Consider the following 12,000-nt stretch of genomic DNA (forward strand, 5'->3'; position numbering starts at 1 on the left):
GCGAGTGCTACAGTCGATCACATACTAGGTGGCTCGAGTAGCAGGAGTAAATGGCTCGGTGCTGATGCTTGGGAGCCTTCCGACAGGTGGTCCCTCTAGCGTTTCAGAGGGCATCGTTTCAGGAACCTCTTGAGCCCCGGAAGGGGTAGATCGGTGCTGTAACACCGAACACTACGTGACCATTACGCGGCAACTGTCGAGGAATACCGGCATGGCTGGCGGCATTGTAGCGTGCGCCCTGCATGGCGCGAAATCTTTTCGCATGCGGATACGCCGCCCCGGAGGCGTGGCGAGCGAGCGGTTCGCAGCGGTGTTGCCGGTGCGCGTCGGCGACTGGGGCGGCCAAGTCCTGGCCGGCCCATCCGATGCATGCGGCTCGGAGATCGAGCGCGTGTGCGTCTCGCCGATCGATGCGTGGGGGATGCGCTGAGCAAGGGCGTTCGTTCCCGCTTGGCGATGCGATGGCGGGCTCTGCATGGTTGCAAGTTGCAGGCGAAGCGATGCCTTCCGACGCGCTCCCAGGCATCCGGCTTTCCGATGCTTGGGCCATGAAATGCGGCGCGGTGGCGCTCCGTCCCGGCACATCGCCGAGGACTCCGATCAACGATAACGTGATGGAGGGTGACGGACCGGGCGTTGAACGCGTTGGTTGCGGTCCGGGTTTCACCGGGATGTTCGATGTGCGGTTGTGAGCCGGGAATGGCGTGCTTCATGTTCTTGATTCGATACAAGCGTCAAGCACTCCTCAATGTTGTGATGGGCAGGACGAGCGAGGTCGATGCCGTTGCCATTTTGCGGAACGCGTCGCGTCCGCGATGCGTTCCATGTCGACGACATGCAGGCTGCCCGGGTGTTCGCTGACGATCCGCTCTTCAAAGTATTCAATTCGGACCGGGGTGGGAGGAGAGGGCGGCGCGAAGCGTGGACGGAAGAAACCGCACTCGTCATCGTTCAGCCTGAGCGGCCGACAGCGAACGGCGGACTTGACGGGAGAGCGGAAACGGCCTGGATGCTGGCGCGCTGTCCGCGATCGGCGGGTGCGGTTCTCGGTACGGCGTGTTTCTCGGCCGGGGTCGGCGCGGCTCGCTCCCGTCCGGGAGATCGATCCGCATCCTTTAGTGCCCGCTTCTCGTCGCGCTAATCGTTGTGGGGGCGCCTGGCGTCCCTCGTTGAATGCTATTTCGCAGGGAGACCTTTTGTGACGACGTACCAGCAGTTGAAGGCGCAGCTGACAGAGCTTGAAGAAAAAGCCGAAGCCGCGCGAAAGAGGGAAAAAGCCGCGGCGCTCGTTCAGATCATGAGGCTGGTGAACGAGTATGACATCACGCCGGAAGAGATCTTCGGGAGCCGCCTGACCCATCGGTCCGGCGATAAGCGTTGCGGCCCGGTTCCCATCAAGTACCTCAATCCGCGGACGGGTGAATCGTGGAGCGGGCGCGGGAGGCTTCCCCGGTGGCTGGTCGGTGAGAGCCGCGAAGATTTTCTGATCTTGCGTGCGCCGTGAATGGCGATGCGTGCCGTCTGCCGATGTCGCGGTCGCTCACACCGTTTTGTGAGGTGGGGGCGGCCGCGAACTGACGGCGGCATGGCGAGCGCCGGAGAGATTCATTCGATGAGCGTTCCCGACGTTCGGCACCCATGCGTATTGACCGGTAACGAACCTCGGCGGCCCGGATGGCGCTCGGTCGAGGCGGGCAGGCGCGCTCAGCCAGGCTGCCGGGCGTATCCCGACGGTTGGCGGGCCGGCGAACGTCATCGCGCAGGGCGCCGGATGGGCTTGCTCCGGTCTGATGCCGGTCGGCCATCCGGGCGCGCATCACGTCGCGCGCAACCGCAAGGAGGGAGGACGACGACCGCTCGATATCCGGCTGAGGTTGGGCATGTCGATGCTGCCCGGATGCGCATGAGTCGCGCCGAGCCGGCTCCCGTTGCCCGATCGTTGTGCGAATCGCGTGGAGGTTGGTTTGTTTTTCGCCGATGTACGGCCCACGCGTCGGATACTCCGATGTCGCCGGTTTCTCCGCTCATGGCTTTTCATTTTCCCGGCACGGTCGCTACCGCGTATCGTGTCCCGTCTGCGTTCGGTTGGCCCTCGGTTATGCGCAGGCGGACTGGCGGCCGGTCCCCATCGGTCGTCGTTTTTATTCATGGCGGCCGCGTGTCCGTCGATTCGGACGAGGCGCGCGGCATCGATCGCGCGGGCAGCGGATCAGGGCCGCGCTTCCCGGCGGGACTCCCTTTCCCGCCGACGGACGCTTCGCGCGGAGCGTGGAAGCGTGATGAATGACCCCATCGTTTTCTGCATCGTCCTGATCGCGCTCGCCGTCGGCTTCGTGGCGTGCTGCTTTCTCGTGCGCCGCGGCGATGGAGCGTCCGAGCGTCTTCGGACTGATCCGGACGCGCGGAGCATTGCAATGGCGTATCGCCCTCTCGCCACGCAAAACAGTCGACCGATTCGGCGGAGCCCGTACGTTGAGTCCGCGGCGGCGACGCGGCGATTGTCGATCGCCGGGCACGTGGTCGCGTCGGGCGCTCATGCTGCCGCGGATGCGTGGTCCGCCGCGCGCAGAGCGGCGGTCGCGGCCTATACCGCGGACGCCGACGCGACGCAACTGGAGCGGCTGGCGGCTCACGCGGAACGTAACGCGCATTACCTGCAGCTTGCCGAGCATGGCGCGGCGCTTGACTACCGGGAGCGCGCCAAACAGGCGCGGCAACAAGCGGCGCTTGCCGTTCAGTGGGCGGAGGAGGCGAAGGATTATGCGGAGCGCGCACTCGAGCGAGCGGGCCTCGCCGCAGTGGCGAAACGAGAGTCCGGCGACCTGCTGCGACACGGGCGTCGGCGGACTCTCGTGAGCCGGCGCTGAACTCGCCGGTCGCCCGCAACGTCGTCCCGTATTTTGGTTCGGCTCGTCGCCGGCTGCGCGACGCACCGGGGCGCGATGGCCGGCGAAGCCCGCCGATTCGCCGCACGCGCTATCGTCCGCCGCGCTCGAGCGCGACGCTCGGCCCGTTCCTTGGTGCCGTGCATCCGTGCCATGCGCGCTCGAGCGCCAGCTTCGCGCTTCGGCGCGCGGATATCCGTGAAGGGCGTATGGCGGGCGTGTAGGCCGGCGGACTGGCTTGTTCCTTCGATGGGTTTTTCCCGAGCGAGACGCGAACGGCTCGCCGGTGTATCCGGACCCGATCGCCACGGACGCAACCCGCGGCCCGCTGCATGCTATCGACACCCACTTCGGCCCGGTTCATGCAACGCGGGTTTTCAGCCGATGGGCGTGGACGCAAGCAACATCGCGCCACCCCGCGCCCGCGCGGCGGCGGAATCGATCCCGGCTCGTCAGCGGCTCGCGCCCAGCGCAGCGCGCAGCCTGTCCATGATGCGGAAGTAGCGCAACCGGACGTCCTCCCGGTCGGCCACGTCGACGCTCGAGAAGCGCGCCGTCCAGGCGGGGTTCCACGCATAGCTGCCGTGCCGGCTGCGATCGCCGTGCGGCCCTTCGACATGCGAGCGAATCTTCGCGTCCTGCCCGGCGCCGGCATGTGTTTCGAACAGCGCGTGGATGAACCCCTGATACGCGAGATAGACGTCGTCGTCGAACAGGTGGCGGTAGATGTGAATCGTCTTGTCCAGTTCGCGCTTGGTGCGGACCACGTCGTCAGGCGAGATGTCCTTCCAGTGGCCGACCCAGGTGTAGAAGCACAGCAGCCGGTTGAGCTGCGGCGCGATCGTGTCGTAGATCTCGAGGCGCTTCTCGATCAGCTTCTGGTTGGTCCACTGGACGAATTCGAGCCGCTTCAGCCGGCGGCTGATGAGCCAGCCGAGCGCGGTGACGGAGAGCGGCGTCAGGATATCGACGACGAGCCTGACGGCGTCCAGCGAATTCCACGGCGTGCCTGCTAGCGGCATGACGGCCCCCGGTTCGAAAACGCCAATTTAACACCGGCGCCCGCGCTTGCCGCGGCCGTCCGGAGGCCCCGCGCGCATGGGCGGTTCGAGCCGTTGCGCCACGGTCCGGGCGCGGGCCGCCATGCGCGTCGCGACCTCGGGAAGGCGCGTTACGCGACCCGCGCGTACAGCGTGCGGACGTACTGAAGATGCCGTTCCGCCGCCTGCCGCGCGCGGGCGGGATCCTTCGCGACGATCGCGTCGTGGATCTCGGTGTGCTGCGCGAGCAGCGCGCGCTCCATCGCAGCGTTGTGGTTCACGATGCGATGCGACTTGTGCATCGATTCCTGGATCAGCCCGTGAATGCCGTGCATCACGTGGATCAGCGCGACGTTGTGGGTCGCGTCGGCGATCGCGAGGTGGAACGCGGCGTCGACGGCCGCGAGCCGGTCCGGCTCGTCCTGCAGCGACAGGCTCGCGAGCGCGTCGAACGCGGTGCGGATTTTATCGAGATCGGCGGGCGTCGCGCGTTCCGCCGCGTAGGCGGTCGAGATCGATTCGAGGCCGTGGCGCAGTTCCAGCACGTCGTCGCTGGCTGCCGGATTCTGCAACAGCAGGGTCGCGAGCGGATTCGAAATCACGGGCGCGGTGATGTCGGCGACCACGAAGCCGCCGCGTCCCGTCGAGCCGATGAAGCCGTCGGCCTCGAGCCGGACCAGCGCCTCGCGCAGCGACGGCCGCGACACGCTCAGTTGCGCCGCCAGCTCGCGTTCCGTCGGCAGTTTCTGGCCGGGCAACAGCGTGCCGTTCGAGATGAGCGACTTGATCTGGTCGGATACCACGTCGGACAGGCGGACGCGGGTATAGGACTCGACAGGCTGAAACGTCATGCACGGACCTTGTGAACGGTGGAGGCGGGGCGCGGAGGGCTGGAACACGGCCCGCCCGTTCGGGCGCGGCCCGCGCGGGCGATGCGGCGGGCCGATTATAGCCCGCAGGGACGCGGCGGCCGCCCGCCCGGCGGTTTCGGCCGGCCCCGGAACCGCCCGTCGGCGCGGCATCCGGGCGGCCCCGGCTTGACAGCGCGGAACGATCTCATTATCTTCGGTCAGCTTGGTCAGACCAAGTTGACCGAAGAATCGTGCAAGCCGCTGCGCGGCCGTGCACGGCATCTCCCCTGCCACCCTGGACGGCCGCCGCGCGGCCGGGACGAACAACAGATGAAGCCCACCCCGCAGACCGGCGCATCGCCGCGCGTCGGATTATTCGTCACCTGTCTGGCGAATCTCTTTCGGCCGAGCACCGCGCTTGCCGCCGCGCAGTTGCTGGAGGAGGCCGGCTGCACGGTGGAGGCGCCGCGCGCGCAGACCTGTTGCGGCCAGCCGGCGCTGAACAGCGGCGATTTCGACGACGTGCGGCGCATCGCGCGCCGCACGATCGAAATCTTCTCGGACTTCGATTACGTGGTTGCGCCGTCCGGCTCCTGCATCCGCACGCTGCGCCACGACTATCCCGACCTGCTGGCGGGCGATCCGGTCTGGCTGCCGCGCGCCGAACGGCTGGCCGCGCGCGCGTTCGAGCTGACGAGCTTCCTCGCCGACGTGCTCCGCTGGGACGGCCCGGCCGCCGGGGTGCCGGCCTGCACGCTGACCTATCACGACACCTGCTCCGGCCTGCGCGGCCTCGGCGTCAAGGCGCAGCCGCGCGCGCTGCTTGCGCGCGTCGAGGGCGTCACGCTGAAGGAGATGGAGGACACCGAGGTGTGCTGCGGTTTCGGCGGCACCTTCTGCGTCAAGTATCCGGACATCTCCGCGAAGATCGTCGCGGACAAGACCGCGAACGTCGCGGCAACCGGCGCGGCCGTGCTCGCGGGCGGCGATCTCGGCTGCCTGATGAACATCGGCGGGCGGCTCAGGCGCGAGCAGAGCCCGGTGCGGGTCTATCACATCGCGGAAGTGCTGACCGGCATGACCGTCGCGCCGCTCGGCGGGGAGGACGCATGAGCGCGCCCCAGACCGCCGCCGGCTCGACCTTCAGGACGCGCGCCGCCGCCGCGCTGCACGATGCGCAACTGCAGGAAGCGCTCGGCCTGCTGGGCGAGGGCTGGATCGACAAGCGGCGGCGCGTGGTTGCGCTGCTGCCCGAGTTCGAACTGCTCCGCGAGCGCGCGAAGGCGCTGAAGGACCATGTGCTCGCGAATCTCGACACCTACCTCGAACGCTACGAGGCGGCGGTCACGCGGCAGGGCGGCATCGTCCACTGGGCGCGCGACGCGGCCGAGGCGCGCGAGATCGTGCTGAAGATCTGCCGCGACGCGGACGCGAAAACCGTCACGCGCGGCAAGTCGATGGTCGGCGAGGAAATCGGGCTGAACGCGGCGCTGGAGGCCGCCGGCCTCGACGTGGTCGAAACCGACCTCGGCGAATACATCGTGCAGCTCGCGCGGGAAGGACCGAGCCACATCGTGTTTCCGGCGCTGCACAAGACTATCGGACAGGTGACGGACCTGTTCGCGAGCCATCATTCGGCCGAGCAGTACGACGGTCCGCGCGACACGGTCGCGGACGTGGTCGACGAGGCGCGGCAGGTGCTGAGGCGCAAGTTCTTCGCCGCCGACGTCGGCATCACCGGCGCGAACTATCTGGTGGCCGAAACCGGCTCGAACGTGATCTGCACGAACGAGGGCAACGGCGACCTGACCTCGACGCTCGCCCGCGTACACATCGTCACGGCGGGCATCGAGCGCGTGGTGCCGTCGCTCGACGACGTCGCGCTGTTCGTGCGCCTGCTCGGCCGCAGCGCGACCGGGCAGGAAATCACGTCGTACACGACCTTCTGCACCGGCCCGAAGCGGTCCGGCGATCCGGACGGCCCGCGCGACTATCACGTCGTGCTGGTCGACAACGGTCGCACGCGGATGCTCGCCGGACAATTTCGCGACATGCTGCGCTGCATCCGCTGCGGCGCGTGCATGAACCACTGCCCGGTCTACGGCGCGGTCGGCGGCCATGCGTACGGCTGGGTGTATCCGGGGCCGATGGGGGCGGTGCTCACGCCGCTGCTGCAGGGGATCGAGCATCATCCCGACCTGCCGAACGCCTGCACGCTGAACGGCCGGTGCGCGGAAGTCTGTCCGGTGAAGATTCCGTTGCCCACCTTGCTGAAGAAGCTGCGCGGCATCCAGTTCGATGCGCGGCTGACGGCGCCCGGCACGCGCTTCCTGTTGCGCGCGTTCGGCGCGCTCGCGCTCAGGCCGCGTCTGTACCACTGGTTGACGCGGCTCGGCGCGCGCGCGTTGCGCGGCCTCGGCGGGCGGCGCGGCAGCCTGTCGCGCGTGCCGTTCGCGCGCGGCTGGACCGATGCGCGCGATCTGCCGAAGCCGCCTCGCCGCACCTTCTTCGACGAATGGGACGCGCGCGGCGCGAAGGAGCCTCGCCGATGAGCGCGCGCGACGACATACTCGGCCGCATTCGCGCGGCCCTGGCCACGGAGCGCGCCGCGTCTCCCGAGGCGGACGCGCCGCTCGGGCCCGACGCCTGGGCGGCGGCGCAGCGTTGTCCGGAGACGCCGAAGGGCGATGCCGACCTCGGCGCGCGCTTCGTCGCGAAGGCGCGGCAGGTGTCGGCCACCTGCGTGCGCGTGGCCGGGCTCGACGACGTGCCGGCGGCGGTCGATGCGTATCTGCACGAGCACGGGCTTGCGCCGGCGTCGCTGATCGTCGCGGCGGCGCTCGACGCGCTGCCGTGGACGGTGCCGCGCGCGCCGGCGGGCAGCGATTGGCGCCTGGACGGCTGGACCAGCGTCACGCCGTCGTTCGCCGCGATCGCGGAGACGGGCAGCGTCGTGTGCCTGTCGTCGGCCGCGACGCCGGCCGCGCTCAATTTCATCCCGGAACAGCACATCGTGGTGGTGCGCCGGAGCGCGATCGTCGCGACGATGGAAGCGGCGTGGGCGCGGCTGCGCGCGGCGGGCGGGGCGATGCCGCGCGCGGTCAACGTGATCACCGGGCCGTCGCGCACCGCCGACGTCGAGCAGACGGTGCAGGTGGGCGTGCATGGGCCGCGGCGCGTGCATCTGATCGTATGCGACGACGCGTAGCGCGGCAGCGGGGGGCTGGCCGACAAGCAGTCAAGTGAATGAAGCGGCGGTGTAAGGCATTCGATACGTCGCTGAACGACGGCGGTGCCGCGCGTGCGGCCGGGGTGGCCGGTCGAGCCGGCGCCGTCCATTGCACTTCGCGCTGTGCAATGAACGGCCGGTTGAGGCGGGGCGCCGTACCAACCACGGACGCGCGGATTTCACGCGACCGTGGGCGACGTCACGCGATCAAGGGGCGGCGGCACGGAGCCGGACACCCCCCCGCCTCCCGCGTGCAGCCGCACCGGCATCGCCGGCGCATCACGCAACGAACGGCTGGTGCGACCGGGAGCCCCGCCCCCCCGGCCCGCCCGCCTCCCGACCCGCCCATGCCATTTAGCTCGCGCACCGCGCCAATCTTGTCCTAAAACTAAGACACCGGCCGAGACCGGCGCGACGGCCGGGCAGCCTTCGGACCCGAGCCGCGCTCACGGAAGGAGACGACCGTGCAGGTCTGGAACCAGGTGTATCTGCCGCTTGGCGGCATCGGCTGGTCGGCGCTCGCGGCGGGCGCCCCGATCATCCTGTTCTTCGTCACGCTGGCCGTGCTGCGGCTCAAGGGGCACGTCGCCGGCGGCCTGACGCTCGCGTTGGCGATCGTGATCGCGATCGTCGTCTACGGGATGCCGGCGGAGCGCGCGCTCGCGGCGGCCGTCTACGGCTTCTGCTACGGTCTGTGGCCGATCGCGTGGATCATCGTCACGGCGGTGTTCCTCTACAAGATCGTCGTGAAGAGCGGCCAGTTCGACATCATCCGCAGCTCGATCGTGGCGCTGACCAACGACCAGCGGCTGCAGATGCTGCTGATCGGCTTCTCGTTCGGCGCGTTCCTCGAAGGGGCGGCGGGCTTCGGCGCGCCGGTCGCGATCACGGCGGCCCTGCTCGTCGGCCTCGGTTTCAATCCGCTCTACGCGGCCGGGCTGTGCTTGATCGCCGATACCGCGCCCGTCGCGTTCGGCGCGCTCGGGATCCCGGTGATCGTCGCCGGGCAGGTGTCCGGCATCGATCCGATGAAGGTCGGCGCGATGGCCGGGCGGCAACTGCCGTTCATGTCGTTCTTCCTGCCGTTCTGGCTGGTGTTCGTGATGGACGGCTGGAAGGGCGTGCGCGAGACCTGGCCGGCCGCGCTGGTCGCGGGCGGCAGTTTCGCTATCGTGCAGTTCCTCACGTCGAACTACATCGGCCCCGAGCTGCCGGACGTCACGTCCGCGCTGGTGAGCCTCGTCGCGCTCGCGGGGTTCCTGAAGGTCTGGCAGCCGAAGCGCGCGGCGGTGGCGGCGGCCGGGGCGGCCGTGGGCGGCGGTACCGCCGCGTTCGGGGGGGCCGCCGCGCCCTACCGGTTCGAGGCGGGAGACGCCGGCCGCGAGCCGTCGCCCTACCCGATCGCGCAGATCTTCAAGGCGTGGTCGCCGTTCCTGATCCTGACCGTGATGGTGACGCTCTGGAGCGTGAAGCCGTTCAAGGCGTTGTTCGCGAAGGGCGGCGCGCTCGCGTTCACGTCGCTGCCGTTTCACGTGCCCTATCTCGACAAGCTCACGCAGAAGATCGCCCCCGTCGTCGCGCACCCGACGCCGGTGCCGGCGGTGTTCACCTGGGATCTGCTCGCCGCGACCGGCACGGCGATCCTGCTGTCGGCGCTCATCGCGATGCTGGTGCTGCGCGTGTCCGCGCGGGTCGGCGCGCGGACCTTCGGCGAGACGCTGCGCGATCTCCGGCGCCCGGTGCTCGTGATCGGCCTCGTGCTCGCCTTCGCGTTCGTCGAGAACTTCTCGGGCATGTCGACGACGCTCGCGCTGCTGCTCGCGGGTACCGGCTCCGCGTTCCCGTTCTTCTCGCCGTTCCTCGGCTGGATCGGCGTGTTCCTGACCGGCTCCGACACGTCGTCGAACGCGCTGTTCAGCGCGCTCCAGGCCACCACCGCGCAGCAGATCGGCGTGTCGAGCACGCTGCTCGTCGCGGCCAATTCGACGGGCGGGGTGGCGGGCAAGATGATCTCGCCGCAATCGATCGCGGTCGCGTGCGCGGCCGTGGGGCTGGTCGGCCGCGAAGCGGACCTGTTCCGCTTCACGCTGAAGCACAGCGTGTTCTTCGCGTCGCTGGTCGGCGTGCTGACCTATCTGCAGGCGTACTGGCTGACCGGCATGATCGTCCATTAGCGCGGCGGCGCGCCCGCTCCAGCGGGTGCGCAACGCCGAGGATTCAGGTAGCGTTATGCACCTTGTGTCCCAATCATGGAGCCGTACCGATGCTGAAGAATCTCGATCCGCTGTTGAATGCCGACATCCTGCACGCGTTGCGCGCGATGGGGCACGGCGACGATCTGGTGATCTGCGATGCCAATTTCCCGGCGGATTCGGTCGCGCGCAGCACCGCGCTCGGCCACGCGCTGCGGCTCGACGGCGCCGGCACCGCGCGGGTCGTGCGCGCGGTGCTGTCGGTGATGCCGCTCGACACGTTCGTCGATGCGCCCGCCGCGCGGATGGAAGTGGTCGGCGATCCCGCCGCCGTGCCGCCAGTGCAGCGCGAGGCGCAGGCCGAAATCGACCGCGCGGAAGGGCGCCCGGTGCCGCTCGCCGGCGTCGAGCGATTCGCGTTCTACGAACGCGCAAAGCAGGCGTATGCGGTCATCGTGACCGGCGAGGCGCGCGGCTATGGCTGCTTCCTGTTCAAGAAGGGCGTGCTGCTGCAGCCGAGCGAATGAACGCCGGCGCGCCGCGCCGCCGGGATGCCGATGTAAAGATTTGGTACAACCTTTTGCTTGGAACGGCGGCCCAGACCTCCTATTCTGGCGCATTTATGAGATAGATCGCGCCACGCGCGGCCGTCTCGCTTGGTCATCAGGAGGTGAGGTATGACGCGTTCCGTCGATTCCGGCGTCATTTTTATCGCGCGGGTGCTGCTCGCGGCGCTGTTTCTGTGGGGCGGCGCGATGAAACTGCTGGGGTATGCCGAGTTCGTCGGCTATCTGCGGAGCCTGGGCGTGCCGTTCACGCAGGTGAGCGCGCCGCTCGTGGTCGCGATCGAAGGGCTGGGCGGCCTGCTGCTCGTGGTGGGCTACAAGGTGAAGCCGCTCGCGCTGCTGCTGGCGGGCTACACGATCGCAACCGCAATGATCGGCCATAACTTCTGGGATGCGACCGACGCCGCCGTGCAGCACGACATGGTGATTCATTTCTGGAAGAACGTCGCGATCGCGGGCGGCTTCCTGCTGCTGTTCGTGACGGGCGCGGGCGGTTTCAGCATCGACGGCCTGCGCCGGCCGTCGTCGTACGGGCTGCTGCGCTGATTGCCGGCGCGCCCGACTGCCGGTCGGCCGCGCCGCGCTCCTTCGCCGAACGGGCCGATCCTGCCGCCTTACTCTTGCGGGCAGGCGATCCGTCGCATGTACCAGTCCGCGCGCGGTTCCGCGTCGACCTGCGATTTTTTGGGCACCGAGGTGTTGAGCACGACGAACTGCCAGCACTCGCGATGGGCGTCGTCGGTCAGCGTGACCGGCTGGTTGACGTCGACGCGCCGGGGTTCGTTGCGATCGAGCAGATAAACGAAGCCGTCGTTGATCCTGCCGACGATCCGGTCGGGCAGCAACGGGCTGCGCTGGCCGCCGCCCGTGGTGAGCCGCAGCCACGCGTCGGCGTCCTGCGCGCGGCGGAAGGTCACGATCCGCATCGGTCCCGCCGGATGCACGACGGTCCGCGCCGCGACGTACTGCGCGCCCAGGTAGCCGGGAAGCTGCGCCGGCCACGGCGAGATGCGCACGCGCTGGTCGTTCAGCCTGAACGCCAGCACCGCCTTCGCGTTCAGCTGGAAGCGCGGCACCAGCACCTCCGCCGCCGGGCCCGGCGAACCCGCGGCGCTCGCGGCGCCCGGCGGGGAGAGGCCGTCGATCTGCAGGGGTTCCGCGAGAACCGGCGCCGCCAGTCCCAGCAGGACCGCGAGAACGGCGCCCTGCCAATCGAAAGCCGCCATTCACCCCTCCT

12 protein-coding genes are annotated in these 12,000 nt (G+C 69.0%); 9 read left to right on the top strand and 3 right to left on the bottom strand.

The window, feature by feature from the left end:
• Window positions 1-262 precede the first annotated feature (262 nt).
• The 3 genes from RZR99_RS14925 (at window position 263) to RZR99_RS14935 (ending at window position 2,867) form a co-directional block, all read left to right on the top strand.
• Window positions 263-430 (top strand): hypothetical protein, encoded by a 168-nt coding sequence (locus RZR99_RS14925; RefSeq protein WP_323120549.1) that lies wholly within the window; start codon window positions 263-265, stop codon window positions 428-430.
• A gap of 768 nt (window positions 431-1,198) precedes the next feature.
• Complete coding sequence (locus RZR99_RS14930; RefSeq protein ID WP_323120550.1) at window positions 1,199-1,504, top strand: H-NS histone family protein; 306 nt, start codon at window positions 1,199-1,201, stop codon at window positions 1,502-1,504.
• Between the two features lie 775 nt (window positions 1,505-2,279).
• Window positions 2,280-2,867: a hypothetical protein gene (locus RZR99_RS14935; RefSeq protein ID WP_323120551.1), complete on the top strand. Its 588-nt coding sequence runs from the start codon at window positions 2,280-2,282 to the stop codon at window positions 2,865-2,867.
• 470 nt (window positions 2,868-3,337) lie between these two features.
• On the opposite strand, the gene RZR99_RS14940 is transcribed toward RZR99_RS14935, so the two are convergent.
• Both RZR99_RS14940 and RZR99_RS14945 read right to left on the bottom strand, forming a co-directional pair.
• On the bottom strand, window positions 3,338-3,907 hold the full coding sequence (locus RZR99_RS14940) for a hypothetical protein (RefSeq protein WP_323120552.1): 570 nt from the start codon (window positions 3,905-3,907) through the stop codon (window positions 3,338-3,340).
• Between the two features lie 149 nt (window positions 3,908-4,056).
• On the bottom strand, window positions 4,057-4,776 hold the full coding sequence (locus RZR99_RS14945) for a FadR/GntR family transcriptional regulator (protein WP_323120553.1): 720 nt from the start codon (window positions 4,774-4,776) through the stop codon (window positions 4,057-4,059).
• A gap of 330 nt (window positions 4,777-5,106) precedes the next feature.
• On the opposite strand from RZR99_RS14945, the gene RZR99_RS14950 reads away from it, so the two are divergent.
• From RZR99_RS14950 to RZR99_RS14975, 6 genes are all read left to right on the top strand, one after another.
• On the top strand, window positions 5,107-5,889 hold the full coding sequence (locus RZR99_RS14950) for a (Fe-S)-binding protein (RefSeq protein WP_323120554.1): 783 nt from the start codon (window positions 5,107-5,109) through the stop codon (window positions 5,887-5,889).
• Window positions 5,886-7,328, top strand: a complete 1,443-nt coding sequence (locus tag RZR99_RS14955; protein WP_323120555.1) for a LutB/LldF family L-lactate oxidation iron-sulfur protein — start codon at window positions 5,886-5,888, stop codon at window positions 7,326-7,328. Before RZR99_RS14950 ends, RZR99_RS14955 begins: the two co-directional genes overlap by 4 nt.
• Window positions 7,325-7,984 carry a LutC/YkgG family protein gene (locus tag RZR99_RS14960; protein ID WP_323120556.1) on the top strand — a complete coding sequence of 220 codons (660 nt, stop codon included), beginning with the start codon at window positions 7,325-7,327 and terminating at the stop codon, window positions 7,982-7,984. The genes RZR99_RS14955 and RZR99_RS14960 overlap by 4 nt, the downstream gene beginning before the upstream one ends.
• A gap of 485 nt (window positions 7,985-8,469) precedes the next feature.
• Window positions 8,470-10,179, top strand: a complete 1,710-nt coding sequence (locus tag RZR99_RS14965) for a lactate permease LctP family transporter (RefSeq protein WP_323120557.1) — start codon at window positions 8,470-8,472, stop codon at window positions 10,177-10,179.
• A gap of 89 nt (window positions 10,180-10,268) precedes the next feature.
• Window positions 10,269-10,724 (top strand): RbsD/FucU family protein, encoded by a 456-nt coding sequence (locus RZR99_RS14970; protein WP_323120558.1) that lies wholly within the window; start codon window positions 10,269-10,271, stop codon window positions 10,722-10,724.
• Between the two features lie 150 nt (window positions 10,725-10,874).
• On the top strand, window positions 10,875-11,309 hold the full coding sequence (locus RZR99_RS14975) for a DoxX family protein (RefSeq protein WP_323120559.1): 435 nt from the start codon (window positions 10,875-10,877) through the stop codon (window positions 11,307-11,309).
• A 68-nt stretch (window positions 11,310-11,377) separates the two neighbouring features.
• Here the strand turns inward: RZR99_RS14975 and RZR99_RS14980 are convergent, their stop codons facing one another.
• Window positions 11,378-11,989 carry a hypothetical protein gene (locus RZR99_RS14980; protein WP_323120560.1) on the bottom strand — a complete coding sequence of 204 codons (612 nt, stop codon included), beginning with the start codon at window positions 11,987-11,989 and terminating at the stop codon, window positions 11,378-11,380.
• Window positions 11,990-12,000 lie beyond the last annotated feature (11 nt).

Source organism: Burkholderia alba (genome assembly GCF_034721475.1).
Taxonomy (GTDB): Bacteria; Pseudomonadota; Gammaproteobacteria; order Burkholderiales; family Burkholderiaceae; genus Burkholderia; species Burkholderia alba.

Coding starts and splice junctions, on each gene's coding strand:
- RZR99_RS14935 (WP_323120551.1), top strand. CDS start 2,280: ATGAATGACCCCATCGTTTTCTGCATCGTCCTGATCGCGCTCGCCGTC.
- RZR99_RS14970 (WP_323120558.1), top strand. CDS start 10,269: ATGCTGAAGAATCTCGATCCGCTGTTGAATGCCGACATCCTGCACGCG.
- RZR99_RS14950 (WP_323120554.1), top strand. CDS start 5,107: ATGAAGCCCACCCCGCAGACCGGCGCATCGCCGCGCGTCGGATTATTC.
- RZR99_RS14955 (WP_323120555.1), top strand. CDS start 5,886: ATGAGCGCGCCCCAGACCGCCGCCGGCTCGACCTTCAGGACGCGCGCC.
- RZR99_RS14940 (WP_323120552.1), bottom strand. CDS start 3,907: ATGCCGCTAGCAGGCACGCCGTGGAATTCGCTGGACGCCGTCAGGCTC.
- RZR99_RS14945 (WP_323120553.1), bottom strand. CDS start 4,776: ATGACGTTTCAGCCTGTCGAGTCCTATACCCGCGTCCGCCTGTCCGAC.
- RZR99_RS14975 (WP_323120559.1), top strand. CDS start 10,875: ATGACGCGTTCCGTCGATTCCGGCGTCATTTTTATCGCGCGGGTGCTG.
- RZR99_RS14980 (WP_323120560.1), bottom strand. CDS start 11,989: ATGGCGGCTTTCGATTGGCAGGGCGCCGTTCTCGCGGTCCTGCTGGGA.
- RZR99_RS14960 (WP_323120556.1), top strand. CDS start 7,325: ATGAGCGCGCGCGACGACATACTCGGCCGCATTCGCGCGGCCCTGGCC.
- RZR99_RS14925 (WP_323120549.1), top strand. CDS start 263: ATGCGGATACGCCGCCCCGGAGGCGTGGCGAGCGAGCGGTTCGCAGCG.